Source organism: Actinomycetospora sp. CA-084318 (assembly GCF_050955885.1).
GTDB lineage: Bacteria > Actinomycetota > Actinomycetes > Mycobacteriales > Pseudonocardiaceae > Actinomycetospora.
Genome location: NZ_CP192098.1, coordinates 1,030,587 through 1,056,478 on the forward strand (window position 1 = coordinate 1,030,587; position 25,892 = coordinate 1,056,478).

26 protein-coding genes are annotated in these 25,892 nt (G+C 74.2%); 13 read left to right on the top strand and 13 right to left on the bottom strand.

From position 1 onward, the window contains the following. Nucleotides 1–39: 39 nt before the first annotated feature. From ACQPYX_RS05055 to ACQPYX_RS05070, 4 genes are read right to left on the bottom strand one after another with little or no spacing between them, the layout of a single operon-like run. A complete protein-coding gene (locus tag ACQPYX_RS05055) occupies nt 40–978 on the bottom strand; it encodes a hypothetical protein (RefSeq protein ID WP_433801822.1) in 939 nt (312 codons plus the stop codon). 4 nt (nt 979–982) lie between these two features. Further along, nucleotides 983–1,207: an exodeoxyribonuclease VII small subunit gene (locus ACQPYX_RS05060; RefSeq protein WP_230751577.1), complete on the bottom strand. Its 225-nt coding sequence runs from the start codon at nt 1,205–1,207 to the stop codon at nt 983–985. A 60-nt stretch (nt 1,208–1,267) separates the two neighbouring features. Continuing rightward, nucleotides 1,268–2,524: an exodeoxyribonuclease VII large subunit gene (xseA, locus tag ACQPYX_RS05065; protein ID WP_433801823.1), complete on the bottom strand. Its 1,257-nt coding sequence runs from the start codon at nt 2,522–2,524 to the stop codon at nt 1,268–1,270. After that, nucleotides 2,521–3,069, bottom strand: coding sequence for a lipid droplet-associated protein (locus ACQPYX_RS05070; protein ID WP_433801824.1), 549 nt, complete (start codon nt 3,067–3,069; stop codon nt 2,521–2,523). Before ACQPYX_RS05070 ends, xseA begins: the two co-directional genes overlap by 4 nt. A gap of 117 nt (nt 3,070–3,186) precedes the next feature. Here ACQPYX_RS05070 and ACQPYX_RS05075 point away from each other — a divergent pair, with 117 nt between their 5' ends. Continuing rightward, entirely contained in the window at nt 3,187–4,182 is a 996-nt protein-coding gene (locus tag ACQPYX_RS05075; RefSeq protein WP_433801825.1) for a 4-hydroxy-3-methylbut-2-enyl diphosphate reductase, read from the top strand. 195 nt (nt 4,183–4,377) lie between these two features. Here ACQPYX_RS05075 and ACQPYX_RS05080 read toward each other — a convergent pair whose 3' ends face one another. From ACQPYX_RS05080 to ACQPYX_RS05090, 3 genes are all read right to left on the bottom strand, one after another. Next, nucleotides 4,378–5,526: a DUF6542 domain-containing protein gene (locus tag ACQPYX_RS05080; RefSeq protein ID WP_433801826.1), complete on the bottom strand. Its 1,149-nt coding sequence runs from the start codon at nt 5,524–5,526 to the stop codon at nt 4,378–4,380. A 103-nt stretch (nt 5,527–5,629) separates the two neighbouring features. Continuing rightward, the gene (locus ACQPYX_RS05085) at nt 5,630–6,949 is read right to left on the bottom strand and encodes a DNA recombination protein RmuC (protein ID WP_433801827.1); all 1,320 of its coding nucleotides are present in this window, start codon (nt 6,947–6,949) and stop codon (nt 5,630–5,632) included. 47 nt (nt 6,950–6,996) lie between these two features. Then, nucleotides 6,997–7,503, bottom strand: a complete 507-nt coding sequence (locus ACQPYX_RS05090; RefSeq protein WP_433801828.1) for a methylated-DNA--[protein]-cysteine S-methyltransferase — start codon at nt 7,501–7,503, stop codon at nt 6,997–6,999. Between the two features lie 94 nt (nt 7,504–7,597). Here ACQPYX_RS05090 and ychF point away from each other — a divergent pair, with 94 nt between their 5' ends. Next, entirely contained in the window at nt 7,598–8,671 is a 1,074-nt protein-coding gene (gene ychF / locus ACQPYX_RS05095) for a redox-regulated ATPase YchF (RefSeq protein ID WP_433801829.1), read from the top strand. Between the two features lie 27 nt (nt 8,672–8,698). On the opposite strand, the gene ACQPYX_RS05100 is transcribed toward ychF, so the two are convergent. The 5 genes from ACQPYX_RS05100 to ACQPYX_RS05120 are packed head-to-tail and all read right to left on the bottom strand — an operon-like array spanning nt 8,699 to nt 13,092. Next, nucleotides 8,699–9,214, bottom strand: a complete 516-nt coding sequence (locus ACQPYX_RS05100; RefSeq protein ID WP_433801830.1) for a VOC family protein — start codon at nt 9,212–9,214, stop codon at nt 8,699–8,701. Beyond that, entirely contained in the window at nt 9,211–10,212 is a 1,002-nt protein-coding gene (locus tag ACQPYX_RS05105; RefSeq protein WP_433801831.1) for an LLM class flavin-dependent oxidoreductase, read from the bottom strand. The genes ACQPYX_RS05100 and ACQPYX_RS05105 overlap by 4 nt, the downstream gene beginning before the upstream one ends. Then, on the bottom strand, nt 10,209–10,598 hold the full coding sequence (locus ACQPYX_RS05110) for a nuclear transport factor 2 family protein (protein WP_433801832.1): 390 nt from the start codon (nt 10,596–10,598) through the stop codon (nt 10,209–10,211). The genes ACQPYX_RS05105 and ACQPYX_RS05110 overlap by 4 nt, the downstream gene beginning before the upstream one ends. Further along, complete coding sequence (locus ACQPYX_RS05115; protein WP_433801833.1) at nt 10,595–11,701, bottom strand: LLM class flavin-dependent oxidoreductase; 1,107 nt, start codon at nt 11,699–11,701, stop codon at nt 10,595–10,597. The genes ACQPYX_RS05110 and ACQPYX_RS05115 overlap by 4 nt, the downstream gene beginning before the upstream one ends. After that, nucleotides 11,701–13,092: a phytoene desaturase family protein gene (locus tag ACQPYX_RS05120; RefSeq protein WP_433801834.1), complete on the bottom strand. Its 1,392-nt coding sequence runs from the start codon at nt 13,090–13,092 to the stop codon at nt 11,701–11,703. Before ACQPYX_RS05120 ends, ACQPYX_RS05115 begins: the two co-directional genes overlap by 1 nt. Nucleotides 13,093–13,279: 187 nt before the next feature. On the opposite strand from ACQPYX_RS05120, the gene ACQPYX_RS05125 reads away from it, so the two are divergent. The 9 genes from ACQPYX_RS05125 to ACQPYX_RS05165 are packed head-to-tail and all read left to right on the top strand — an operon-like array spanning nt 13,280 to nt 21,654. Then, nucleotides 13,280–14,503 carry a cytochrome P450 gene (locus ACQPYX_RS05125; protein WP_433801835.1) on the top strand — a complete coding sequence of 408 codons (1,224 nt, stop codon included), beginning with the start codon at nt 13,280–13,282 and terminating at the stop codon, nt 14,501–14,503. After that, nucleotides 14,500–14,910, top strand: coding sequence for a nuclear transport factor 2 family protein (locus ACQPYX_RS05130; RefSeq protein ID WP_433801836.1), 411 nt, complete (start codon nt 14,500–14,502; stop codon nt 14,908–14,910). Before ACQPYX_RS05125 ends, ACQPYX_RS05130 begins: the two co-directional genes overlap by 4 nt. Before the next feature lie 16 nt (nt 14,911–14,926). Continuing rightward, a complete protein-coding gene (locus tag ACQPYX_RS05135) occupies nt 14,927–16,498 on the top strand; it encodes an AMP-binding protein (RefSeq protein ID WP_433801837.1) in 1,572 nt (523 codons plus the stop codon). A gap of 14 nt (nt 16,499–16,512) precedes the next feature. Continuing rightward, a complete protein-coding gene (locus ACQPYX_RS05140) occupies nt 16,513–17,352 on the top strand; it encodes a mycofactocin-coupled SDR family oxidoreductase (RefSeq protein ID WP_433801838.1) in 840 nt (279 codons plus the stop codon). A 29-nt stretch (nt 17,353–17,381) separates the two neighbouring features. After that, nucleotides 17,382–18,500 carry an NDMA-dependent alcohol dehydrogenase gene (locus ACQPYX_RS05145; RefSeq protein ID WP_433801839.1) on the top strand — a complete coding sequence of 373 codons (1,119 nt, stop codon included), beginning with the start codon at nt 17,382–17,384 and terminating at the stop codon, nt 18,498–18,500. Between the two features lie 12 nt (nt 18,501–18,512). Further along, nucleotides 18,513–18,938, top strand: a complete 426-nt coding sequence (locus tag ACQPYX_RS05150; RefSeq protein ID WP_433801840.1) for a nuclear transport factor 2 family protein — start codon at nt 18,513–18,515, stop codon at nt 18,936–18,938. After that, nucleotides 18,935–19,375 carry a nuclear transport factor 2 family protein gene (locus ACQPYX_RS05155; RefSeq protein ID WP_433801841.1) on the top strand — a complete coding sequence of 147 codons (441 nt, stop codon included), beginning with the start codon at nt 18,935–18,937 and terminating at the stop codon, nt 19,373–19,375. Before ACQPYX_RS05150 ends, ACQPYX_RS05155 begins: the two co-directional genes overlap by 4 nt. Then, nucleotides 19,372–20,916, top strand: coding sequence for a class I adenylate-forming enzyme family protein (locus ACQPYX_RS05160; protein ID WP_433801842.1), 1,545 nt, complete (start codon nt 19,372–19,374; stop codon nt 20,914–20,916). The genes ACQPYX_RS05155 and ACQPYX_RS05160 overlap by 4 nt, the downstream gene beginning before the upstream one ends. Nucleotides 20,917–20,976: 60 nt before the next feature. Beyond that, nucleotides 20,977–21,654, top strand: coding sequence for a TetR/AcrR family transcriptional regulator (locus ACQPYX_RS05165; RefSeq protein ID WP_433801843.1), 678 nt, complete (start codon nt 20,977–20,979; stop codon nt 21,652–21,654). On the opposite strand, the gene ACQPYX_RS05170 is transcribed toward ACQPYX_RS05165, so the two are convergent. Then, entirely contained in the window at nt 21,651–23,420 is a 1,770-nt protein-coding gene (locus ACQPYX_RS05170) for an acetyl/propionyl/methylcrotonyl-CoA carboxylase subunit alpha (RefSeq protein ID WP_433801844.1), read from the bottom strand. The genes ACQPYX_RS05165 and ACQPYX_RS05170 overlap by 4 nt on opposite strands. Nucleotides 23,421–23,515: 95 nt before the next feature. Between ACQPYX_RS05170 and ACQPYX_RS05175 the strand changes: the two genes are divergently transcribed. Together ACQPYX_RS05175 and ACQPYX_RS05180 are read left to right on the top strand one after the other, a co-directional pair. Further along, on the top strand, nt 23,516–25,117 hold the full coding sequence (locus tag ACQPYX_RS05175) for an acyl-CoA carboxylase subunit beta (RefSeq protein WP_433801845.1): 1,602 nt from the start codon (nt 23,516–23,518) through the stop codon (nt 25,115–25,117). Continuing rightward, on the top strand, nt 25,114–25,890 hold the full coding sequence (locus ACQPYX_RS05180) for an enoyl-CoA hydratase/isomerase family protein (RefSeq protein WP_433801846.1): 777 nt from the start codon (nt 25,114–25,116) through the stop codon (nt 25,888–25,890). Before ACQPYX_RS05175 ends, ACQPYX_RS05180 begins: the two co-directional genes overlap by 4 nt. Nucleotides 25,891–25,892 lie beyond the last annotated feature (2 nt).

Here is a 25,892-nt window from a genome sequence, read left to right on the forward strand (position 1 = left end):
ACGGCTCACGTCCGACGGGCGGACGGCGCCACTCGCGCATCAGCGCGGGGGCGGGCCCCAGCCGGCGTCGTCGCGCCGGACGTACTCGCGCTCCGGCTCCGCGGTGAGCCATTCCTCCCCGGTCACCGGGGACGAGGCGGGGAGCCCTTCCCGACGACCGGCCGGCTCGGCCGCGGCGGGTCGGTGCGGCTCCGGCACGGACGTGGCGGGCGGCGGGTCCGGCTGCTCGACGCGTCGTCGGGAAGGTTCCGTGGCGGCGCGGTCCGCGTACGCCGCGGCCGCGACCCCCTCCCGGGCGAGCGAGTGCACGCTCTCGCGCATCGCGCGGGTGGAGGCGGCGCGCAGCTCCGCGGACAGGACCGGCAGCGGCGCGAAGCGGCCGAACGTGTCGCGCAGGAAGTGCGCGAGGAGCGTGGCGGTCGAGCGGGAGCGCCACATCGTCCAGCCGACGTAGAGGTCCTGGCCGTAGGGCTGGACGAGCAGCATCGCCCGCTCGCTGCGCTGCCGGAACAGCAGCACCGGCACCCCGGCGACGGTGCTGGGCGCGACCTCCGCGGGCGTGCGGCGGGCGCGGGCGGCCCGGGTGACCCAGTCATAGGCGCCGCGGGCGGCGCCGGCGCGGTGCTCGAGCAGTCGCGAGTACTCGGCGATCGGCTCCTTGGCTGGCGCGAAGAACGCGGCGAGCCCGGCGAGGTAGAGCACCACGATCACGGCGATCAGGACGTTCATCACGAGCCGGCCCGTGATCGAGGGCCCGGAGGTCGAGGCGAGGTAGTCGAGCAGCAGCCAGATCCCGAGCAGCACGGTCGGCGCGACCAGGAAGGCCAGCGCCCGCATGAGGTGCGGCGAGAGCATCCGCCAGGACACGACGTCCTCGACGAGCACGTCGGGATCGCGGTGCAGGCGGGTCTCGTCGTGGTAGCCGTCGTGCGCGTCGGCGATCGCGCGCTCCCAGGCCTCCTCCGGCGGGCTGCTCATGGCCCTATCCTGACCGACCCGGGGGCTCCTGCGACTCCGCCTCGCGGAGCACGGCGTCGACCTTCGCGCGTGCTCCGGCCAGGTGCCGCTCGCACACCCGGGCGAGTTCCTCGCCCCGCTCCCACAGCGCGAGCGAGTCCTCGAGCGACAGCCCGCCGGCCTCCAGCTTCGCGACGACCTGCGCGAGCTCGTCGCGGGCCTGCTCGTAGCCGGGCTCGTCGTCGGCCATGCTCGTTACCCCCGTCGTGTGCCGTTCCGGTCGTCCAGTGTCAGCGGTGGCCCACGGCGCTCACTCGGCGGCCTCGACCCGCGCGGTGACGGCCCCGTCCGCGAGGCGGACCCGCAGCACGTCCCCGGGCGCCGCGTCGGCCGCGGCGCGCAGCACCGGGGAGCCGACCTCGCCGCCCCGCTGCACGATCGCGTAGCCGCGGGTGAGGGTCGCGGCGGGCCCGAGGGCGGTCAGCGAGGCGCGCCGGTGGCGGATGTCGGCCTCCCGCTCGCGCAGTCCGCGGTCGACGGTGCGCCGGGCGCGGTCGGTGAGCGCGACGATCTCCCCGGCGCGGGCGTCGACGGTGCGCAGCGGGTCGGCGAGCACGGGCCGGGCGCACAGCCGGGCGATCAGCGCGTCCTCGCGCTCGACCCAGGCGTGCAGCGCCCGGCGGGCGCGGGTGCGCAGCGCGGCGAGGTGGGCGGTCTCCTCGGCGAGGTCCGGGACGATCCGCTTGGCGGCGTCGGTGGGGGTCGCGGCGCGGACGTCGGCGACGTGGTCGACCAGCGGGGTGTCCGGCTCGTGCCCGATCGCGGTGACCACGGGGGTGCGGCAGCGTGCGATGCCGCGGCACAGGGCCTCGTCGGAGAAGGGCAGGAGGTCCTCGACGCTGCCGCCGCCGCGGGCGATGACGATGACCTCGACCGCCGGGTCGCGGTCCAGCGCGTCGAGCGCGTCGAGGATCTGCGGGACCGCCTGCACGCCCTGGGTCGCGGTGTTCTCGACCCGGAACGACACCGCCGGCCATCGCGTCGTCGCGACCGTGACCACGTCGTGCTCGGCGGCGCTCGCCCGCCCGGTGATCAGCCCGACGCACGAGGGCAGGCGCGGCAGCCGGCGCTTGCGGGCCGCGTCGAACAGGCCCTCCGCGGCGAGCAGCGCCCGCAGCCGCTCGATGCGGGCGAGGAGTTCGCCGACACCGACCGCGCGGACCTCGTCGACCCGCAGCGACAGCGTCCCGCGGCCGAAGAAGAACGAGAACTTGCCGTGCACGACGACGCGCTGGCCCTCGGTCAGGGCCTTCTCGCGCACCAGCTGGGTCGGGGCGGTCAGCGAGAGCGAGACGTCCGCGGCGGGGTCGCGCAGCGTCAGGAACGCGGTGCCGGTGCGCGCGGAGAGCTGCGTGAGCTGGCCCTCGACCCACACCGGCCCGAGCCGGTCGATCCACTTCGAGACCTTGAGCGCGACCGTCCGCACCGGCCACGGCGACTCGGCGCTCGTGGTCGGCTCGGGAGCCGCCCCCGTGCCGCCCCCCGTCGCTCCGCTCGCCCCGGTCACTGCTCCGCGGTGACGGTGGCGATCCGGTTGGTCAGCATGGTGACGAACGGCGGCCGGTCGGCGTGCGCGGACTCCCAGGCGAGGAGCTCGGTGAGCTGCTCGACGGACAGGGTCCGCAGCCGCGCCCGCAGCTGCGCGATGGTCAGCGTCTCGTAGCCGGGCAGCGCGTCGGGGGTGACGCTCGCGGTCCTCTCCGGCTTCCCGACGGCGGGGGCGCCCGGGCCGGTCGGCCGGGCGTGGCCGTTGGTGGCGGCCTGCTCCAGCGAGGGCCGGGTCGGGGTGCTGACGGGGCGGGCGGTGTCGACGTCGTCGTCGAAACGGGCCCAGGACGGGGCGTCCTCGACCGGGCGGCCGCCCTCGAGCGCGGTGTCGCCCTTGATGGCGAGCTCGGTGACGACCTGCTGCGCCCGCATGGACAGCTGCAGCACGGTGCTCACCGCGGTGATCGGCAGGCCGACGATCGTCCGCGGGAGGGCCTGCACCTCCTCGACCGCGGTGACGACCAGTCCGGCGGCGACGCGCACCGGGAACGGGAGGGAACTCATTGCTCCAGCCTGCCAGCACCCGCCGGTGGTGTGCGAATCGCCACGGGGGCGCTGGTCACACGTCACGTTCGCCCGCTCGCCCGTGATCGTCGGCGCCGAATCCGTACCCTCGGGGACATGTCCGTCACCACGTCTGCCGACCTGGGGCCCGAGACCACGACGCGCAAGGTGCTGCTGGCCAAGCCGCGCGGCTACTGCGCCGGTGTCGACCGTGCCGTCGTCGCCGTGGAGAAGGCCCTCGAGACCTACGGCCCGCCCGTGTACGTGCGGAAGGAGATCGTCCACAACCGCCACGTCGTGAACACCCTCGCCGCCCGCGGCGCCGTGTTCGTCGAGGACACCACGGAGGTGCCCGAGGGGGCGACCGTGGTGTTCTCCGCGCACGGCGTCTCACCGGCGGTGCACGCCGAGGCCGCGCAGCGCGAGCTGAAGACGATCGACGCCACGTGCCCGCTGGTGACGAAGGTGCACCAGGAGGCCAAGCGGTTCGCCCGCGAGGACTACGACATCCTGCTGATCGGCCACGAGGGCCACGAGGAGGTCGAGGGCACCTCCGGCGAGGCGCCCGAGCACATCCAGGTGGTCGACGGCCCGGCCGCGGTCGGGTCGGTCGAGGTGCGCGACCCGGAGAAGGTCATCTGGCTCTCGCAGACCACGCTGTCGGTGGACGAGACGATGCAGACCGTCTCCGCGCTGCGCGAGCGGTTCCCGGCGCTGGCCGACCCGCCCTCGGACGACATCTGCTACGCCACGCAGAACCGCCAGGTCGCGGTGAAGGCGATGGCCCCGCAGTGCGAGCTGGTCATCGTCGTGGGGTCGAAGAACTCGTCGAACTCGGTGCGCCTGGTCGAGGTGGCGCTGCAGGCGGGGGCGACGGACTCGCACCTGGTCGACCACGCCGGTGAGATCGACGAGGCGTGGCTCGACGGGGTGCAGACGGTCGGCGTCACCAGTGGGGCCTCCGTGCCGGAGATCCTGGTCGGCGAGGTGCTGCACTGGTTGGCCGACCGCGGCTACGCCGAGGTCGAGGAGATCACGACCGCGAACGAGAAGCTGACCTTCTCGCTCCCGCGTGAGCTCAAGCGCGACATGCGCCCGGACGCGGTGCGCTGATCTCGGCGCGCGGGGCGGCTGCGCCGCGCCGCGCCGCGAGATGTACGTGAGGCAGGTTCGGCGGCCCGCCGGGATGTCTGGTGTGGACCTCGCGGTGGTGGCGCTCGGGTCCCGGTCCGCGAGGGTGACGTGGGGCAGGTTCGGCGGCCCGCCGGGATGTCTGGTGTGCACCTCGGCGAGGGAATGGCCAACGCGTCAGCGCGGCGGCCGCTCCGGCGGGCGCTCGCGCACCGGGTGGACCCCGGGCGGCCGGCCTCCGCCGCGGCGTTCCTCCCGGAGGCGTTCCTCCCGCATCCGGTCCTCGCGGCTGCGCGCGTCCCGCGGCGCGGGCTCCCGCGGTGCGGGCTCCCGCGGTGCGGGCTCCCGCGGTGCGGGCTCCCGAGGCGCCTGGTCACGGGCCGGGGCCTCGTCGCGACCCGCGCCCTTGAGCGGTGAGCGTCGCGGCGTGGGGCCGGGCGGGACCTCCGCGGCGCCACGGGCGAGGCGTTCACGGTCGTCGGGGCGGGGGCGGTCGTCCGGGCGGTCATCCCGGGGCTTCGGCCGCTTCTTCGAGCCGCTCTTGGAGCTGGGCTTCGCCTCGCGCTCACGTCGGGCGCGCTCGCGCTCGGCGAGGTCCTGCTCCCGGCGCTCACGTGCGGCCCGGTCGCGCTCGGCCATCTCGCGGTCCCGTTCGGCCCGCGCGCGCTCCTGGGCCCGGCGGCGCTCCCGCTCGGCCTGCTCGCGGCGTTCCGCGGCGTCGGCGCGCTCGGCGGCGTCGCGACGGTCCCGCTCCTCGCGAGCACGTTCCCGGTCCCGACCCCGGTCGCGATCCCGGTCCCGCGGCGGCGCCTCCCGCGTCGGTGCCGCCGCAGGTCCCGACCGCACCGGCTCCCGGCGCGCCGCGGCGTCAGCCGGTCGCCACCGTTGCACCCGCATCCGCACGAGGCCGATCAGCACGCACACCACGGTGGTCACGGCCATCGCCGGGAAGCCGTTGATGAGGGGCGCGCCGACGGCCAGGGCGGTGGAGACCATCCCGCCCGACGCGGGGAGCGTTCCCGTGGCGGCGATCGCGACCGGCACCGACACCGCCAGCAGCAACGGCGGCTGCACCATCGGCACGAAGATGTCCCGGCGCTGCGCGAGCACGGCGGCGAGGACGCAGCCGCCCGGGTAGGCCGCGAGGAAGACGACCCCGAGGGTGCCCTCGCGCAGGACGTCGACCGCGACCCCGCCGGCGGTCAGCACCAGCGCGAGCAGGAGCACGCCCCACCACCGCAGACCCCGCAGGCCCGGGAACGCGGACGCCTCGCCGACCTCGGCGAGAGCCGCCGCGGTCGTCGGGTCGTCCCGCGTCGTGGTCACACGATCACGGTAGCGGGCGCACCGACGGCAGCCCGCGCCCGTCGGGGGAGCGATAGCACGTGTCCGGGGGACGTGCCCACCACGAACCGGTCGGACTCCGGCCTCAACCGGTCAGACGACGCACCTCGCCCTCGCCCGGAGACCGGTCCGAGAACCCGCCCGGAGCCCCGTCCGCCGGGTCGTCCGCGTCGGGCTCCGCGCCGAACTCCGGGGCACCCGGGACCCGTGCCCGCCGGTCGACCTGTTCCACCTCGTCGAGCGTGCCGCGCGTGACCGACAGCTCCGAGAACCGCCGCGCCGTCACCAGCACCCGCGACTCCAGCGACCCGACCGTCTCGTTGTAGGCCCGCACCCCCGCGTCGAGCGACCGCCCGAGCTTGCCGAGGTGCCCCCCGAGCGTGCCGAGCCGGGCGTGCAGCTCCCGCCCGAGGGCGTGGATCTCCGCCGCATCGCGCGCGAGCGACTCCTGCCGCCACGCGTACCCGACGGTGCGCAGCAGGGCGATCAGCGTGGTCGGCGTCGCGACCACCACGTCGGCGGCGAACGCGTGCTCGAGCAACGACGGGTCGGCCTCCAGCGCCGCCGACAGGAACACCTCGCCCGGCACGAACATCACCACGAACTCCGGCGTCGGGTCGAAGGTGCGCCAGTACGCCTTGGCCGACAGGCCGTCGACGTGCGTGCGGAGCTGACGGGCGTGGGCGGCCGCCCGCTCCCGCCGCGACGCCTCGTCGGGCGCCTCCAACGACTCCAGGTACGCCGCGCACGGCACCTTGGCGTCGACCACCACCTGCTTGCCGCCCGCGAGCCGCACCACCAGGTCCGGCCGCTGCGCCGCACCCTCGCTGCCCGTCGTCGACTGCCGCGTGAAGTCGCAGTGCTCGACCATCCCGGCGAGGTGCACCACGCGCTCGAGCTGCATCTCGCCCCAGCGTCCCCGCACGTGCGGGGTGCGCAGCGCCGTGGTGAGGGCCCGCGTCTCCCCGGCCACGCCCCGCGCCGACGCGGCGACCGCCCCGACCTGCTCGCGCAGCCCCGCGAACGCCGCCTCCCGCTCGGACTCCGCGCTGCGCATCTGGCCCTCCAGCCGCTGCAGCGTCGCGGCGACCGGGTCGAGCAGCGAGGCGACCGCGTGCTCCCGCTCGCGCATGCGGGAATCGGCGAGCCGCGTGAACTGCTCGGAGTTCGCGGCGAGCGCGTCGGCCGACAGCGCCGCGAACGACTCCCGCGCCACGGCGCCCGCCCGCCGCTCCGCCTCGAGCTCGGCCCGCGCGGCGGACGCGGCCGCCCCGGACCGGCGGGTGGCCTCGGCCACCGCCGCCTCCTGACGCGCGGCGGCCAGCCGCGTGGCCACGAGCGCCCCACCCAGGGCGCCGAGCAGCAGGCCCAGGAGCAGCCCCAGGAGGACACCGGTGATCGTCATGCCGCGCACGGAACCACAGGGGTCCGACAGTCTCGGATCTCCGCCGGTCACGGCCAGTTGGCCTCGGTCTCCAGCAGCTTCGCCTTCACCTCGACGCCCCACCGGTAGCCGCCGAGCGACCCGTCGTTCCGGCGCACCCGGTGGTCGGGCACGAACAGCCCGATCGCGTTGGTCTGGCACGCCTGCCCCGCGGTGCGCGCGGCGAGCGGCCGCCCCGCGAGCGTCGCGAGTTCGGCGTACGCCACCGGCGACCCCGCCGGGATGTCGCGCATCCGCGCCCACAACTCCTGGAGGAACACCCCGCCGTGCTGCCGGACCGGCACCGCGGCGGCCGGCGCCGGGTCGCCGGCGAGCCAGGACCGCACCGCCGCCGTCACCGCCCCCAGGTCGGCGCGCTCGACCACCTCGTCCGGCGCGAGCGAGGCGTGGATCAGCGGCAGCAGCCGCACGTCGGGGTCGGTCGTCCAGCCGGCCGCGAGCACGACGCCGTCGGCGTCGACGACCGCGGTGAACGGGCCGAACGGGGTGTCGAGGGTGGAACGTGAGCCGATCACGGGGAGTCTCCGCATCGTCGTCGGGAAAGGCCTTCACCCGCTCCGACGCACGCCCGACCCGTCCGGATTGATGCAATCCCTAGACTGGACCCCCGTGAGCTTGACCCTCGGCATCGTCGGCCTCCCCAACGTGGGCAAGTCGACGATGTTCAACGCCCTGACCCGCAACGACGTGCTCGCCGCGAACTACCCGTTCGCCACGATCGAGCCGAACGTCGGCGTCGTCCCGCTGCGCGATCCGCGGCTCGACCGGCTGGCGGCGATGTTCTCCTCGGAGAAGGTCGTGCCCGCCATGGTGAGCTTCGTCGACATCGCGGGCATCGTCGCGGGCGCGTCCGAGGGCGCCGGTCTGGGCAACAAGTTCCTCGCGAACATCCGTGAGGCCGACGCGATCTGCCAGGTCGTGCGCGTGTTCACCGACGACGACGTGGTGCACGTCGACGGCCGGGTCGACGCCGCCGCCGACATCGAGACGATCGCGACGGAGCTCGTGCTCGCCGACCTGCAGACCGTCGAGAAGGCGGTGCCGCGGCTCGAGAAGGAGTCGCGGATGCAGAAGGACCGCCGGGCGGTGCTCGAGGAGGTCCAGAAGGCCGCGGAGATCCTCAACGAGGGCCGCACCCTGTTCTCGGCCGGCATGAACTCGCCCGCCCTGCGCGAGCTGAACCTGCTCACGGTCAAGCCGTTCCTCTACGTCTTCAACGCCGACGAGGGCGTGCTCACCGACGATGCGCGGCGCAAGGAGCTCGCCGAGCTCGTCGCCCCGGCCGAGGCCGTGTTCCTCGACGCGAAGGTCGAGCAGGAGCTGCTCGAGATCGACGACGAGTCCGCCGCCGAGCTGCTCGAGTCGATCGGCCAGACCGAGCCCGGTCTCGACGCCCTCGCCCGTGCCGGCTTCCGCACCCTCGGCCTGCAGACCTACCTGACGGCGGGCCCGAAGGAGTCCCGCGCCTGGACGATCCCGATCGGCGCCACCGCCCCCGAGGCCGCCGGCGTCATCCACACCGACTTCCAGCGCGGCTTCATCAAGGCCGAGATCGTCTCCTACGACGACCTCGTCGCCGCCGGCTCCATGAACGCCGCCAAGACGGCGGGCAAGGTGCGCATGGAGGGCAAGGACTACGTCATGCAGGACGGCGACGTGGTCGAGTTCCGCTTCAACGTCTGACCCTTCCCGACGACGGGTCGGTGCTGGTCAGGAGCGCAGCACCGCCTCCTCGTCGGCGGTGAACACCACGTCGCCCGCGAGGACCCGCTCGACCGTGATCTCCGGCGCGGCAGGCACGTCCCAGCGCAGCGTCGAGTCCACGACCTGCAGCAGCACGCCGAGGCCGGAGCGCGGCCGCACGTAGGCCTCCCGCCACACCGGGCGACGCAGGTCGACGTCCACCACCTCGTAGCCGTGCTCCGCCAGTCGCGCGAGCGCCACCTCCACGTCGGCGAACACCAGCGTCAGGTGGTGCACCCCCGGGCCGCGGCGCTCCAGGAAGCGGGCGACCCCGGCGTCCGGGCGCGTGGGGGAGACGATCTCCACCTTCGAGCCGTCGGGCAGGGCGAACTGCAGCACCCGGATGCCCTGCTCGTCGGAGTCCCCGCCGAACAGGAAGCGCCCACCGAGCACGTCGCGGTAGAGCGCCACCCCCTCGCGCGGGTCGGCGACGGCGATGGCCACGTGGTCGAGCCGCAGCAGACCGATGTCCTCGGGGATCACACCGACACCCTGCCCACCCGCTCGACGGTCTGCGCGGCCCCCTCCAGGTCCCCGGCCACCGCGCCCGGGGTGAGCGCGATCGGCAGGTCCACCCCGGCCGAGCGCAGCGCGGCGACCCGGGCGGCGACGTCGTCGGGAGAGCCCAGCGCACACATCGCGTTTACGGCCGCGTCGTCCACGGCGTGCAGCGCCGCGGCCCGGTCGCCCCGCTCCCACGCCTGCGACGCCTCCTCCAGCCCGATGAGGCTCGCGCGGAACGACGGCCGGTGGGTCGGCACCATCGCGTACTGCAGCACGAACCGGCGCATCCGTTCCCGCGCCTCGTCGGGACGGTCGCCCGCGTAGGCCCAGAACGACGCCGCGATCCCGACCGACGCCGGGTCCCGTCCCGCGGCGGCCGCGCCCTCCCGCACCAGCGCGATCTTGTCGGCGTATTCGTCGGGCGGGGTCCACGTCAGGAACGCGACGTCGGCGATCGCGCCGGCCAGCCGCAGCATCCGCGGGTTCATCGCCGCCACGAACACCGGCACCTCGACGGCCCCGAAGCCGCTGCGGAAACCGTGCGACCGCACGTACGCCCCGTCCAGCGCCGTGCGCTGCCCGGACCACACCGCCCGCATCGCGGCCACGTACTCCCGCAGCCGCGGCAGCGGGGCGGCGAAGTCGAGCCCGTGCCACTGCCCGACGATGATCGGGCTGGACGCGCCCACGCCCGCGAACACCCGTCCCGGCGCCAGGGACGCGAGCGTCGCGAAGCCCTGCGCGGTGGTCACGGCGGTCCGGGGGTAGATCCCGACGATGCCGCTGCCGAGCCGGATCCGCGAGGTCGCCGCGGCGATCATCCCGAGCATCGAGAACACCTCGGGACCCGCGGTCTCGCCCACCAGTACGTCGGTGAACCCGGCCGACTCGGCCAGCCGCGCCAGGTCGAGGTACTGCCCGGCGGACAGTCCCTCGTCCACGGGGAGCGTCACGCCGAGCCCCGACACGAGGGTCACGACACCATCCGCCCCACGGCCGCCGTGTCGTACCAGGTCGACAGCGCCGTGATCACCGAGCCGTCGGCCGCCAGGTCGAAGACGTCCACGGCCTCGAACTCCACCGGCGCGCCGGACGGGGTCCGCCCGACGAACCGGATCTCGACCGTCACCACGGGATGTCCGTCGAGGGTCCCGACGACGGCCCGGGTCGGCTCGTCGTCGTGCTCCGGCAGCCCGGCGAGCACCTTGGGGAAGTGCGCGACGATCTCCTCGCGCCCGTGGCGCTCGATCCCACCGACGGCCCGCAGCAGGGCGTCCGGCGCGAACACCGGCCCCAGCGCGTCGTAGTCCTCCGCGTTGATCGCGGCGAAGTAGCGGGCGACGGCGTCGGGCAGCGGGATCATGCGAGCCGCTTCCGGAGCTCCGACATCGCCGAGAACGACCATCGGGCCAGCGAGGGGTCGCCGAACGCGGTGATGTTCCACATCACGAGGTGGCGCAGCCCCTGCTCGACGTACTCCTCGACCTGCTCGGCGACCTCGGCGGGTGTGCCGCAGAAGGCGTAGTGCCGCACGACGGCGGGCGGGATCGCGTCGATGATCCGCAGTGACTCGGCGCGGTCGATGGCGGTCGGGATGAAGTCGTGGAAGCCCGATCCGTCGGGGTAGGGCCCCTCGACGCCGAGGTCGCGGAACACCTGCGCCGGCAGCAGCACGCACAGCGCCCGCACCAGCGGGGCCTCGGTGAGCCGCTGCACCGTCTCGGCGTCGGGCCCCATGAGGACGTAGCCGAGCATCCCCGGCGTGATCGCGTCGGCGTCGCGGCCGGTCTGGTCGGCCGCGGAACGGATGGTCCCCAGCGCCGAGCCGTACTCGGCCGGCCCGAGCTTCGTCGGGAGCCAGCCGTCGGCCTTCCGGCCGGTCAGCCGCAGCATCCGCGGACCGTGCGCGGCCGTCCAGATCTCCGGTGGACGCTCGCCGTAGGGCATGAGGCCGAGGACGGCCCGGTCGAGGGTGTGGAAGCGGCCGTCGAAGTCGACCGGGCCGTCGGCGGTCATGAGCAGGCGCATCACGTCGATGCCCTCGTCGAGCCGGGCCACCGGGGTGTCGAACGGCATCCCGTAGGGCGTCGCGTTCAGCTGCTCCCCGCTGCCGAGGCCGATGATCGCGCGGCCGCCCGTGACGTGGTCGAGCGTCAGCGCGGTCTGCGCGGCCATCGCCGGGTTGCGCCGGATGAGGTCGGTGACGCAGACGCCGACCCGGATCCGCTCGGTCGCGGCCCCGACGACGCCCATCATCACGGCGGGATCGAAGTAGACGTGCGGGTTCGGCTGCACGTCGGCGAGCGGCGTGAGGTCGGGCGTCCACATCGAGTCCGGGTGCCAGCCCATGAGGTGGTCGGGCCACCACACCGCGTCGAAGCCCTCGTCCTCGCTGCGCTTCGCGAACTTCACCGCCGCCGACGCGGGCGGCATGATCTGGCCCGGGACGCCGAGCTCGATCCCCATCAGTACCGCCACCCGTCGCCGAAGGTCGCCAGGCGCCGTCCGAGGTACTCCTCGACGACGGTGAGCGCGGCCCGCGCGGCGCGGTCGGTGCCGACGCCGCGGCTGCGGAACGTCTCGCCCGCGAACCACAGGCCCTCGACGCCCGGCGGGCGCCAGTGCGGCCGGTACATCCCGACGAGGCCCGGCTTCTGGATCACGCCGAACGACGGCTCGAACACGAGGTGGCGCCGCCGCCACACGGTCTTGGCGAAGCCCGGCCACATCTGCTTGACGTCGGCCTCGAACTGCTCGGTCTGCCGCCGCAGCCAAGCCCGGTCGCGGCCCTTCTCCCCGGGGAAGATGCCGCCCATCACGTGCAGCTGCGTGCCCTCCGGCGAGCACGTCGGGTCCATCGCGGTCTGGTTGAACATGAAGCCCGAGAGTTCGGTGTTCGGGGTGCGCAGCCAGGTGGAGAGCTCCCGCGGGTCGTACTGCGCGACGGGTTCCTCGGTGGCCAGGTAGAGCCCGATCCAGGAGATGCGGAAGCGGTCCTGGGCGAGGAAGCGGATCTGCGCGGCGTACCAGTCGGGGAGGTCGCCCTCGTCGACGACGTCGAGCACGTGCCACACCGGCAGCGTGCAGATGACGTGGTCGGCCTCGAGGATCTCCTCCTCGAAGAACTCGTTGGGCAGCACCCGCGGCTGCCGGGCGACGGCGACGCCCTTGACCTGCCGGTCCTCGATCACCACCCGCTCGACGGGAGTCGAGAGCCGCAGCTCGCCACCCGCCGCGGTGAAGGCGTCCGCGAGGTCGGCCCACATGCCGTCCCAGCCCTGGCCGGGCCAGCACGAGTAGGCGGCGGTGTTGCGCTCGCCGAAGTGCATCTTGCGGGGGAAGAGGTTGTCGCTGGCGGAGTGGTCCCACCAGTTGTCGGTCATGCACTCCAGGACGGTGATGAACTCGAAGAGGTCGATCACGCCCTGGTCGTCGGTGTGCTGGTGCAGCCACTGGCGCAGCGGCTTGTCGTCCCAGCGGTCGAGCTCGTCCCACTCGGTCGCGAGCAGGGCCTTGATGACCTTCTTCAGCTCGCCCTTGCTGCCGGCGTAGCGGTCGCGGATCGAGCCCCAGCGGTTGCGCTCGTGGTCCCACACCGGCATCTCGGCGGAGACCTCGCCGTGCTGCAGGGTCTTGCCCACGTGCTCGAAGACCTTGGTCAGGCCGGAACCGGGGTCCTCGATGAGGTGGCCGCCGACGTTGACCGTGAAGCCCTCGTCGGGCACGGCCATCCCGCGTCCGCCGAGGTACGGCGACCGCTCCAGCAGGCACACCCGCTTGCCCTCGACCGCCAGCAGGCTCGCGGCGGTCAGGCCCGCGGCGCCGGCCCCGACGACCACGACGTCGTACTTCGTCACCGCGCCTCCTCGTCTACCAAACGACCGTTCGAGAAAGCTTCGCAAGCCGCGTCCGACCGGTCAAGCGGCGCCCGGGGAGCGGCCGTCGGGACGCTTGACGGCCCGGGGTGTGATGCTAGTCTCGTTCAGTACCAAACGATCGGTAGACAACGCGACGACGATGGAGTCGTCGCAGGTCGGGGGCATCATGACGGCCACGCTGGAGCCGCCGGACATCCTCTCCGCGGAGTTCGCCCGCGATCCGTACTCGGCCTACCGGGTGCTCCGGGACGAGTTCCCGCTGCACTTCCACGAGGCGATGAACACCTACGTCGTCAGCCGGTACGACGACGTGCGGCGGGCCTTCCGCGACCCGGCGTTCACCAGCGAGAACTACGCGTGGCAGCTCGAGCCGGTGCACGGCCGGACGATCCTGCAGATGGAGGGCCGCGAGCACGCGACGCACCGCGCCCTCGTCGCCCCGGCCTTCCGCGGCCGGGAGCTGACCGAGCGCTTCGGCCCGACGATCCGCCGCAACTCGCGCGAGCTCGTCGACGCCTTCCGGGCGGCGGGCCACGTCGATCTCGTCGACGCCTACGCCACGCGCTTCCCGATCAACGTCATCGTCGACATGCTCGGGCTGCCGCGCACCGACCACGACCGGTTCCACGCCTGGTACACGTCGATCATGGGGTTCCTCGGGAACCTCGCCGGGGACGAGGCGGTGGCCGCCGAGGGGCTGCGCACGAAGGCCGAGTTCGAGGCCTACATGATCCCGCGGATCCGCGAGCGTCGGGCCGCTCCGGGCGACGACCTGCTCTCGGTGCTCTGCGCGGCCGAGATCGACGGTGAGTCGATGTCCGACGAGGAGATCAAGGCCTTCTGCAGTCTCCTGCTCACCGCCGGCGGCGAGACGACCGACAAGGCCATCGCGAGCGTCATGCGCAACCTCGTCGCCCACCCCGACCAGATGGCGGCCGTGCGCGCGGACCGCGCGCTGATCGACGCCGCGTTCGCCGAGACGCTCCGCTTCAGCCCGCCGGTGCACATGATCATGCGTCAGCCGGCGGAGGACGTGGAGCTCTCCGGCGGGGTGGTGCCCGCCGGGGCCACCGTCACCTGCCTGATCGGCGCCGCGAACCGCGACGAGCGCCACGTCGACCGGCCCGACGAGTTCGACGTGACGCGGCCGGGGCTCGGCGACGCCGCGTTCACCGCCGCCGCCGACCACCTCGCGTTCTGCCTCGGACGGCACTTCTGCGTCGGCGCCCTGCTCTCCCGCTTCGAGCTCGAGGTCGGCATCAACGACCTGCTCGACGCCATGGCCGACATCCGCTTCGCCGACGGCACCCCGCCGCCGGAGACCGGCGTGTTCACCCGCGCCCCCGACCGCCTGCTGCTCGACTTCACCCCCACCGGAGGCACCCCGTGAGCGCCCGCGACGAGTTCGAGAACCTGCTCGGCCGTGCCTCGTGGGGCTACGACGAGGCCGATCCCGACCTGATCGCCCGCTGCTTCACCGACGACGCCCGGATGAGCCTGCGGATCGGGCGGGAGGGCGACCTCGTCGGGCCGTTCGAGGGCCGGGACGCGATCCGCGCCCTGCACGCGGACTCGATGGCGGCCCAGACCGACCAGCGCCGCCACAACCTGTCCAACCTCTGGGTGGACAAGGAGACCGAGGACGCGGCCACCGTGGTCACCAACCTGACGCTGCTGTCGATCGAGAACGGCGCGATCCGCGTCCTGTCCAGCGGCTGGTACCGCGACGAGCTCACGCGCCGCGACGGCGCGTGGCTGATCGCCGACCGGTACGTCTACCTCGACCTGCCCTACTGAGACGCGGGCCTCCGACATGGTCAACATCGGCCGCATCCCGGAGAAGTGGGCGGCGCTGACGCCGCACGCCGACGCCGTCGTCGACACCACGATCGGCTCCCGGACCACGTGGCGGGACCTCGACGAGCGGGTCCGCCGGCTGGCCAACGGGCTGCGCGGGCGGCGCCCGGACGGGCTGGCGCTGCAGCGCGGCGACCGCGTCGCGGTGCTCGCCAAGAACTCCACCGAGTTCCAGGAGATCTACTACGCGGCCGGCCGCGCGGGCCTCGTCGTGCAGCCGTTGAACTGGCGTCTCGGGGTGGCCGAGTTGGCGCGGATCGTCGCCGACGGCGCGCCGCGGGCCATCGTCGTCGCGGGGGAGTGGGCGGAGACCGGCCGGGAGCTCGGCGCCCTGGTCGACGTCGAGCACTGGCTCGGGTACGGCCCCGGCTCCGACGGCAGCTACGAGGACCTGCTCGCGGCCTCGCCCACGGACGAGCCCGCCGACTCGGCGGTGGTCGGCGACGACGACCCGTTCTTCATCCTCTACACCGGCGGGACGACCGGGGCCTCGAAGGGCGCGCTGCACACCCACCGCAGCGCCTCGTTCGGCATGCTCAACCAGACCGTCGCCGAGCGCATCGTGCCCACCGACGTCTACATGCTGACCGGGCAGATGTACCACATCCCGGTCGTGCTCTCGATGAACTACATGCGCCACGGCTGCCCGCTGGTGCTGATGAACTTCGAGGCCCGGCGCTCGTTGGAGATCATCGAGGCGGAGCGCGTCTCGGCGTTCCTCGGCATCACCACGATGCTCAACTGGATGATGGCCGTGCCGGGCTTCGACGGCTACGACATCGCGAGCCTGCGCAACATCCAGTACGGCGGTGGGCCGATGCCCTCGGCGGTCGTCAAGAACGCCCTGCAGGCCTTCCCGTGCACCCTGATCCAGGGCTACGGGCAGACCGAGGGCACGACGATGTGCTTCCTCGCCCAGGAGGACCACCACGCCGCGGTCAACGGCGTGCACCCAGAACGGCTGCAGTCGTGCGGGCGCGAGGGGTTCGTGACGTCGGTGCGCGTCGTCGATCCCGACGGCGCCCCGGTGCCGACCGACGGCGCGACCGTCGGGCAGATCGTCGTGCGGTCCGAGGCGAACATGGCGGGCTACTGGAACCGCCCCGACCTCACCGCGGACACCCTGCGCGACGGCTGGATGTGGACCGGCGACCTCGCGACCTGGGACGCCGAGCGCTACGTGTTCATCGTCGACCGCGCCAAGGACATGATCATCTCGGGCGGCGAGAACATCTACTCGGTGCAGGTCGAGGAGGCCGTCGCGCACCACCCCGCCGTCCTCGAGTGCGCGGTCATCGGCGTCCCCGACGACGAGTGGGGCGAGAGCGTCAAGGCGTTCGTCGTCCTCAAGCCCGACACGACGGCGACCGAGGCGGACATCGTCGACACCGCCCGGGCGCACCTCGCCTCGTACCAGAAGCCCCGGTCGGTGGAGTTCGTGGCGGAACTCCCGAAGGCGCCCACCGGGAAGATCCTCAAGCGCGACCTGCGCGCCCCGTACTGGGGCGACCGGGCGCGCACCGTGTAGCAGGGAGCGGACCCGTGAGCGGACGCATGCAGGGCAAGGTCGTGCTGATCACCGGGGCGGCGCGCGGGCAGGGCCGCAGCCACGCGGTGCGCCTCGCCGAGGAGGGCGCGGACATCATCGCCGTCGACTCCTGCGCGGGGATCGACACCGTCACCGGGAAGTACCCGCCGGCCACGCCGGAGGACCTGGACGAGACCGTCGCGGAGGTCGAGAAGACCGGACGGCGTGTCGTCGCCCGGCAGGCCGACGTGCGCGACCAGGCCGCGCTCGACGCCGCCGTCGCCGAGGGGGTCGCGGAGCTCGGCGGGCTCGACACGGTCGTCGCCAACGCCGGGATCGCGAGCTACGGCCGGGCCTGGGAGCTCGACGAGACGACGTGGCGGGACATGCTCGACGTCAACCTCACCGGCGTCTGGCACACCGCGAAGGCGGCGATCCCGCACCTGATCTCGGCCGATCGCGGCGGCTGCCTGGTGTTCATCTCCTCCATCGGCGGGTTCAAGGGCATCCAGCAGGTGGGCCACTACGTCTCGGCGAAGCACGGCATCGTCGGGCTGATGCGCACGCTCGCCAACGAGCTCGCGCCCTACCGGATCCGCGTCAACACCGTGCACCCGACGAACGTCGACACGCACATGATCCAGAACCCGGGGACCTGGGGGATGTTCGCGCCCGGCGACCCCGAGCCCACGCAGGACAAGGCCATCGCCGGGTTCACCTCGCTGAACGCGCTCGAGGTGCCGTGGATCGACCCGGTCGACGTCTCGAACGCCGTGCTCTTCCTGGCCTCCGACGAGGCCCGCTACGTCACCGGAGCGACCCTGCCGGTCGACGCCGGCGCCGCCGTCAAGTAACCCGCCGCACGACGATTGGTGGAGACCCTGTGAAGACCCGTGGAGCACTGCTGTGGGAGCCCGGGACCCGCTCCGGCTGGAGCGTGGAGGAGATCGAGATCGACGCGCCGAAGGAGCACGAGGCGCTGATCAAGCTGGCGGCGTCCGGGGTGTGCCACTCCGACGACCACCTCGACACCGGTGACATCCCGCTGCCCTGGTCCCCGGTCCTGGGCGGGCACGAGGGCGCCGGGGTCGTGGAGGCGGTCGGGCCCGGGGTGACCTACGTCCAGCCCGGCGACCACGTCGTGCTGTCGTTCCTGCCCTCGTGCGGGCGCTGCCGGATGTGCGTGACCGGGAAGTCGAACATGTGCGAGCTCGGCGCCGGTGTCCTCGCCGGCGTCGCCCCGGACGGCACCCACCGCGTCCACGCCCAGGGTCAGGGCGTCGGGTGCATGTCCTACCTCGGCACCTTCTCGCCGTACGTCTGCGCCCCGCTCGACGCCGTGATCAAGATTCCCGACGAGATGCCGCTGGACAAGGCCGCCCTGATCGGCTGCGGGGTGCCCACCGGCTGGGGCTCCTCGGTCTACGCCGCCGAGATCGAGCTCGGCGACACCGTGGTGGTGGTCGGCACCGGTGGCGTGGGCATGAACGCCGTGCAGGGCGCGAAGCACAAGGGCGCACGCCACGTCGTCGCGGTCGACCCCTCGGAGTTCAAGCGCGAGACGGCCACCGAGTTCGGCGCCACGCACACGGCGAAGGACTACGACGAGGCCGCCGCGATCGTCTCCGACCTGACGAACGGTCAGGGTGCCGACCGGGTGATCATCACCGTCGGCGTGGTCACCGGGGACCTGATGAATCCCGCGCAGGAGATGACCCGCCGCGGCGGGACCATGGTCCTCACCGGTGCGGCCCCCGTGCTGCAGCGCGACGTGCCGTTCGACCTGTTCACCTTCGCCATGTCCGGCAAGCGCCTGCAGGGGTCGCTCTACGGCACCACCGTCGCGCGCCGCGACGTGCCGCTGCTCGCCGACCTCTACCTGCGCGGCGAGCTCAAGCTCGACGAGCTCATCACCCGCACCTACTCCCTCGACGACATCAACCAGGCGTTCCGCGACATGCACGACGGCAAGAACGTCCGCGGCGTCATCGTCTACGACTGAGGAGCTCGAGCCATGCCGGACGCGAACGACCGGGCCGAGATCATCCAGGCCACCTACCTCTACGCCCGCGGGCTCGACCGCCAGGACCCGAAGGAGGCGATCTCCGCCTACACCGACGACGCGGTGTGGGACGCGAGCGCCGTCGGGCTCGAGCGCTACGAGGGCCGCGAGCAGGTGCTCGCCTTCTTCGAGCGCGACGCCGCCTCGATGGCCGAGCAGTTCCACATCATGACCAACCACGTCGTGGAGTTCGACGACGACGACCACGCGCACGGCACGAACTACGTGCTGGCCGAGGGACGCACGACGGGCGGGGCGTCGATCAAGGCGGCGGCGCTCAACGTCGACACCTACCGGCGGACCGCGGACGGCTGGAAGATCGCCGGCCGCGTGATCTCGCCGCTGACCACCCCGCAGATGGAGGGGTTCGAGGCATGACGGCGGCGGACTCCCGCGACGTCGTCCGCCGCTACCTCGACGCCGTCGGCGCCCTCGACCTCGCGGCGTTGGCGACGACGTTCGCCGACGACGTGGTCATGGACCTGCCCTACGCCCCGCCCGGGTTCCCCCGGCGGGTGGAGGGGAAGGCCGACGTCACCGGTTTCTTCGACGGCATGCCCGCGATGATCACGCCGCTGAACTTCCACGACTACCGGCTCGACCTCGTCGAGGGTGACCCGTCCGAGGTGATCGCGCACTACGCGAGCGACGCCCGCATCCTCGCCACCGACCGCGTCTACCGGAACCACTACGTCTCCCGGTTCCGCGTCGAGGACGGCGCGATCACCTGGTTCGCCGAGTACTTCGACCCGCTCGTCCTGGTCGAGGCCCTCGGTGGGCGCGTCGTGGCCCCGGCGGAGGAGGTCCCGGCGTGAGCGGCGCACGGGTGCTGCGCACGCTGCCGGAGCTGCTCGACGACGCCGTCGCGCGGTCGCCGGGCGCCGAGGTGGTGTTCCCTGACGGGCGCACCACGTGGACGGCCCTGCGCGAGCGGTCCCGGCGGATCGCGGCGGGTCTGGTGGCGGCGGGCGTGACGCGGGGCGATCGGGTGCTGCTGGTGCTGCCCAGCGGGCTCGACGCCGTCGCGCTGATCCTCGGGGCGGCGTCGCTCGGTGCCCTGCCCACCCCGCTCAACCCCCGCGGGACCGCCGACGAGACCGCGTGGCTGCGCGCCGACGCGGACCCGGCCGTCGTCATCGCGACCCCGGAGCTCGCCGCGCTCGCCGGACCGGGGTCGGTGACGCCGGCGGCGCTGGAGGCGGACCCCCGCGAGGTCCTCCCGCCGGTGGCGCCGGACGACCCGTTCATCCTGCTCTACACGTCCGGGACGACGTCGCGGCCGCGCGGCTGCGTGCACACCCACGGGGCCTACACCGCGCTCGGGGAGAACCTGGTCGGGCGGCTGCGCCTCACCCCGGACGACCGGTTCTGGACGCCGCTGCCGCTGCACCACTGCGGGGGGATCGACCTGCTCGTCGGCTCGCTCGCGGCCGCGTGCACCCTCGTCCACGTCGGCGCCTTCACCCCCGACACGGCCGTGCGCCAGCTCGTCGGCGAACGCGCGACCGTGGCCTTCCCTGCGTTCGACACGATCTGGCTGCCGGTGCTCGACCACCCGGACCTGCGGTCGGACACCGTCCCGGCGCTGCGCACCGTGATCAACGTCGGTCCGGCCGAGCGCATGGCGGGGATGCAGGAACGGCTCCCGTCGGCCGTCCAGATCTCGTGCCTGGGCGGGACGGAGTCGGCCGGCTTCTGCTGCGTCGGCTCCGTCGACGACCCGCCGGAGGCGCGGGCCGGCACCAGCGGCGTGCCCCTGCCCGGGATGGAGGCGCGGGTGGCCGACCCGGAGACCGGCCGGGAGTGCGGGCCGGGGGAGGTCGGGGAGTTCCTCCACCGCGGGGTGTCACGGATGGCGTACTACCACCGCGACCGGGACACGACGGCCGAGCGCATCGACGACGACGGGTGGTTCCACACGGGCGACCTCGTCCGGCGCGACGCACAGGGCCGCCTGACCTTCGTCAGCCGGCTCAAGGACATGCTCAAGGTCGGCGGCGAGAACGTCGCCGCCGCGGAGGTCGAGGGACGGCTCGCGACCCATCCCGCCGTCGGGGTCGTCGCGGTGGTCGGGGCCCCCGACGCCCGCCTCGGCGAGGTCGCCGCCGCCTTCGTCGAACTGACGCCCGCCGCCCGGCGGCTCGACCCCGCCGTCCTGGCCGCCGAGCTGCAGGCGCACTGCGCCGAGACGCTGGCGACGTTCAAGGTGCCGCGCTGGGTGGAGTTCGTCGAGACGTGGCCGATGTCCGGCACGAAGATCCAGAAGGGTGCCCTGCGGGAGCGGGTGGCCGCCCTGCTCGCGGCCCGGGGGATCACCGAGGCGCCGCGGCTCTCGCGCCGGACCCTGGTCGGCTGACGGGCGCTCCGACTACCGACCGTATGGTTGTCGGGTCGAGGTGAGCTGCAGGGAGTGACGATGGCACAGGATCGCCGGCCCGCGGGCCGCAGCGTCCGCCGCACCGGCGGTGAGCGCAAGCCCCGCGAGGAACGCTGGGCGCAGCTGCTCGACGTCGCCACGCAGGTCTTCTACGAGAAGGGCTACGACGGCGCCTCGCTGCAGGACATCGCCGACCGGCTCGGCATGCTCAAGGGCAGCCTGTACTACTACATCCAGTCCAAGGAGGACCTGCTCTTCGAGGTGATCAGCGACGTCCACCGCGAGGGCTACGCGGTGGTGCGCACCGCCGCCGAGCCGCCGGGCGACCCGCTGGACCGCCTCGAGCGCACGATCCGCGCCCACGTCGTCCACGAGTGCCGCCACCTCGTGCCCACCGCGGTGTTCCTCCACGAGCTGGCCTCGCTGCCCGCCGACCGCCGGGAGTCGGTGCTCGGCAGCGGCCACGTCTACCAGGGCGTGTTCCGCGACCTCGTCGCCGAGGCCCAGGAGCAGGGCCTCGTCCGGGCCGGGGTCGATCCCCGCATCGCCGGGCTGTCGATCCTGGGCTCCACGAACTGGGTCTACCGCTGGTTCTCCGCCGACGGCCCCTCGACCCCCGAGGAGATCGGGGAGCAGCTCGCGGCCCTGGCCATCCACGGGGTGGCCACCCCCGAGGCCGTCCTGCGCCGCGCGCGGGTCGGACAGGCCGCCTCCTAGCCCGCCATCGCGACCAGCACCGTCCCCGCGGTGACCCCGTCGCCGGCCGCGACGTGCACGGTGGCGACCTCCCCCGCGCTCGTCGCGCGTACCGGGAGCTCCATCTTCATCGCCTCGAGCACCACCAGGACCTCCCCGGCCTCGACGTGCGCGCCACTGCGCGCGGGCACGGCGACGACGGTGGCGTCCATCGGGGCACGCAGCCCCGCGTCGGCCGCCCCGGCCCCGGCGGCGACCGACCGGCCCGCCCGTGCCCGTGCGGGCCGGGACGCCCCGGCCCGCGCCCGGCCCGGCACGCGCAGCCGCAGCGGCCCGGCGTCGGTGGCGAGCTCCACCGTCCGGTCCTGCTCCCCGTTCTCCCCGTTCCCGACGACGGGTGCGGGTGCCACCGGCGACGACGGCGGGACCGCCGCGAGCCAGTCCCGCTCCAGGCTCCCGGTGTCGTGGGTGACGTCGGCGAACTCCGGCCGGTCGAGGACCTGCCGCAGCAGCGGGCCCGTCGTCGGGACCCCCGTGACGACGAGCTCGTCGAGCGCGGCCCCGAGCCGGATGCGCGCGGTGTCCCGGTCCGGGGCCCAGGCGTGCACCTTGCCGAGCAGCGAGTCGTAGGCGGGCGGGACGTCGTCGCCGGCCGCGTAGCCGACGTCGCAGCGCACCCACGGCCCCGACGGCAGGACGAGGGCCGAGAGGTGTCCTGGCGCGGGCCGGAAGTCGGCGGCCGGGTCCTCCGCGGTGATCCGGGCCTGGATCGCGTGCCCGTGGACGGGGACGTCCCCGTCCCGTCCGAGCACCGTCGCGAGCGGCTCCCCGCCCGCGACGCGCAGCTGGGCGACGACGAGGTCGACCCCGGTGACCATCTCGGTGACCCCGTGCTCGACCTGCAGGCGGGTGTTCATCTCGAGGAACACGGTCCGGCCGGCCGCGGGGTCGACCAGGAACTCCACGGTGCCCGCGCCCCGGTAGCCCACGGAGGCCACGAGCCGGCGGGCGTCGTCGTGCATCGCGGCGCGCACCGCGTCGGGCAGGTCCGGCGCCGGCGCCTCCTCGAGCAACTTCTGGTGGCGGCGCTGGACCGTGCAGTCGCGGTCGCCGAGCACCGCCACCGCGCCGTGCGCGTCGGCGAGGACCTGGACCTCGACGTGCCGCGCACGGTCGACGAACCGTTCCAGGAACACCTCCGGGCGCCCCGAGCTCGCGGCGGCCTCCCGGCCCGCGGCCGCGAGGGCGTCGGCGAGCCCCGCCGGCTCGCGGACCACCCGCATCCCGCGCCCGCCGCCCCCGTGCGCGGCCTTGACCAGCAGCGGGAAGCCGATCTCCGCGGCCCGGTCGGCGAGGTCCGGGGTGGTCGCGTCGACGGGGGCGGGCGTGCCGTCGAGCACGGCGACCCCCACCTCGCGGGCGGCCGCGCGGGCGGCGACCTTGTCGCCGAGCCGCGCGATCACCGCCGGGGGCGGGCCGACCCAGCCCAGGCCCGCGTCCAGCACCGCGGCCGCGAAGTCGGCGTCCTCGGAGAGCAGGCCGTAGCCGGGGTGGACGTAGGCCACCCCCTGCTCGCGGGCGACCTCGACGATCCGCGCGCCGTCGAGGTAGGACGCACGGGCGGGCGCCGGCCCGATCCGCACCGCGACGTCGGCGGCCCGCACGTGCGCGGCCCGCGCGTCGGCGTCCGAGTACACGGCGACGCCGGGGACCTCCAGCGCCCGGCAGGCGCGCAGGACGCGCACCGCGATCTCCCCACGGTTGGCCACGAGCACCGCTCCGAGCACGGCGTCCTCCCCGTCCGACGACCCGTCTACCAAACGATCGGATGGTAGATTAGCCTGACATCGACGGTCACGGGCGACGACGGGAGCGACGGACGGTGGCACTCGAGCAGACCGGGTCGCGGACCAACGGGCGCGCGGCGGCCGACGACCAGGCGGCCGATCCCCGGGCCGAGCTCGCCCGGCGGCGCGCCGACGCCGAGGCCATGGGCGGGCCGGACGCCCTCGCGCGGCACCGCGCCTCGGGTCACCTCCCGGTCCGCGAGCGGGTCGCCCTCCTCGTCGACGACGGCAGCTGGTTCGAGATCGGCGCGCTCGCGCAGCCCGAGATCCGGCGGGAGAAGCCGGTGCCGGGCGACGCGGTCGTCACCGGGTTCGGGCTGCTCGACGGTCGCCGGGTCGGCGTGATCGGCATCGACGCCACCGCGGTCGCCGGCACCACCGCCCCGATCAGCATGCGCAAGCAGGGCCGGCTGATCGAGCACGCGCAGCGCGGCGGCTTCCCGCTCGTGCTGCTCTGCGACGCCGACGGCGGCTGGATGCCCGACGTCATGGGCTGGCGCTTCTCCGGACTCCCGCTGGACTTCACGAGCTTCCTCGGCGCCACCGACGGCTCCCCGGCCGTGCCCCGGGCGGCGGCCGTGCTCGGCCCCTCCTACGGCGACTCGGCGCTGCACGCCTCGACCGCCCACTTCGTCGTGATGACCCAGGGCGCCTCGGTCGCGCTGTCCGGGCCGTCGGTGGTGGAGCCCGCCATCGGGGAGCGCGTCAGCGACGACGAGCTCGGCGGCCCGGCCGCCGCGACCGCCGCCGGCAACGCGCACCTCGTCGTCGAGGGGGAGCAGGACGCCCTGGACGCGATCGCGGGGTTCCTGTCGTACCTGCCCTCGAACGCGGCCCTGCCCGCCCCGGTCGCCGAACCCCGCGATCCCGCCCGGGACCCGGCCGCGATCGCCGACCTGGTGCCGACCGGGGCGCGGTCCGGCTACGACATGCGCGAGGTCCTCGCCGCCCTCGCCGACGCCGACAGCGTGCTGCCCTGGGCCGACGGGTGGGGCTCGAGCCTGCTGTGCGCCCTCGCCCGGATCGAGGGCCGCCCGGTGGGGCTCGTCGCGAACCAGCCGCTGGTCCGGGCCGGGGCGCTCGACCCCGCCGCCCTCGCCAAGGAGCACGACTTCGTCGACCTCTGCGACACGTTCGGCCTGCCGCTGGTGTTCCTGCACGACGTGCCCGGGCTCATGATCGGGCGCCAGGCCGAGCAGGGCGGCATCCTCGCCGCCTACGAGCGGACCGTCGCACGGATCGCGCGGGCGCAGGTGCCGCGGGTGGGTGTGGTGCTGCGCAAGGCCTACGGCGGCGGCCACTTCGCGATGGGCGGGCGGCCGACCCGGCCCGACTTCCTGTTCGCCTGGCCCGGCGCCGAGATGGGCTTCATGGCGCCGGAGACCGGGGTGCGCACCGTCCACCGCCGGGCGCTCGACCGCCTGCACGCCGAGGAGGGGCCGGCGGCGCGCGACGCGCGGGCCGCGGAGCTCACCGCCGAGTGGCGCGCCGAGTCCGAGCCGTGGGAGGCCGCCGCGCACCTCTCGCTGGACGACGTGATCGACCCGGCCGCCACCCGGTCGACCGTCGCCGCGGCGATCGACGTCGCGTGGGGGGAACGGCCGCACCGCGTCGGGCACCGGGGAGGACGACCGTGAGCGACCTGACCGAGATCACGCTGAGCGAGCACGGCGCCGTCGCCGTGGTGACGATCGACCGGCCGGACAAGCTCAACGCGCTGGGCGTCGCGTTCTGGCCGCAGCTGCGCGAGGTCCTCGCCCGGCTCGAGACCGACGGCACCACCCGCGCGGTGGTCCTCACCGGCGCGGGGGACAAGGCGTTCTCCGCCGGTGGGGACATCGCCGGGTTCGGCGAGCTCGACGGGATCGCCGCGCGACGGGCGTTCCAGACCGAGTGCCTGCGGACCTTCGCCGCCGTCGAGGAGTCCCGCCTCCCCGTGATCGCCGCGGTCAACGGCTACGCGTTCGGCGGCGGCTGCGAGCTGGCCCTGGCTTGCGACCTCGTGCTCGCCTCCGACCGGGCCACCTTCGCCATGCCGGAGAGCGCCATCGGGCTCGTCCCGGGCTTCGGCGTGCTGCGCGCCCCCGCCGTCATCGGCCGCCACTGGACGAAGTGGATGGTGCTGGCGGGCGAGCGGCTCGACGCCGAGCAGGCCGAGCGGATCGGCCTGGTGCAGCGACGGGTGCCGCACGACGAGCTCCTCGACGCCGCCCTCGCGGTGGGGGAGCGGATCGCGGCGGCCGCCCCACTGGCCGTCGAGACCGGCAAGCGGATGATCAACCGCGGGATCGACTCCGGGGAGACGAGCTGGTCGCTGGACGCGATCACTCTGCTGCAGTCCTCCGAGGACACCGCCGAGGGCATCGCCGCGTTCGCCGAGAAGCGGCCGCCGCGGTTCGAGGGGCGGTGAGC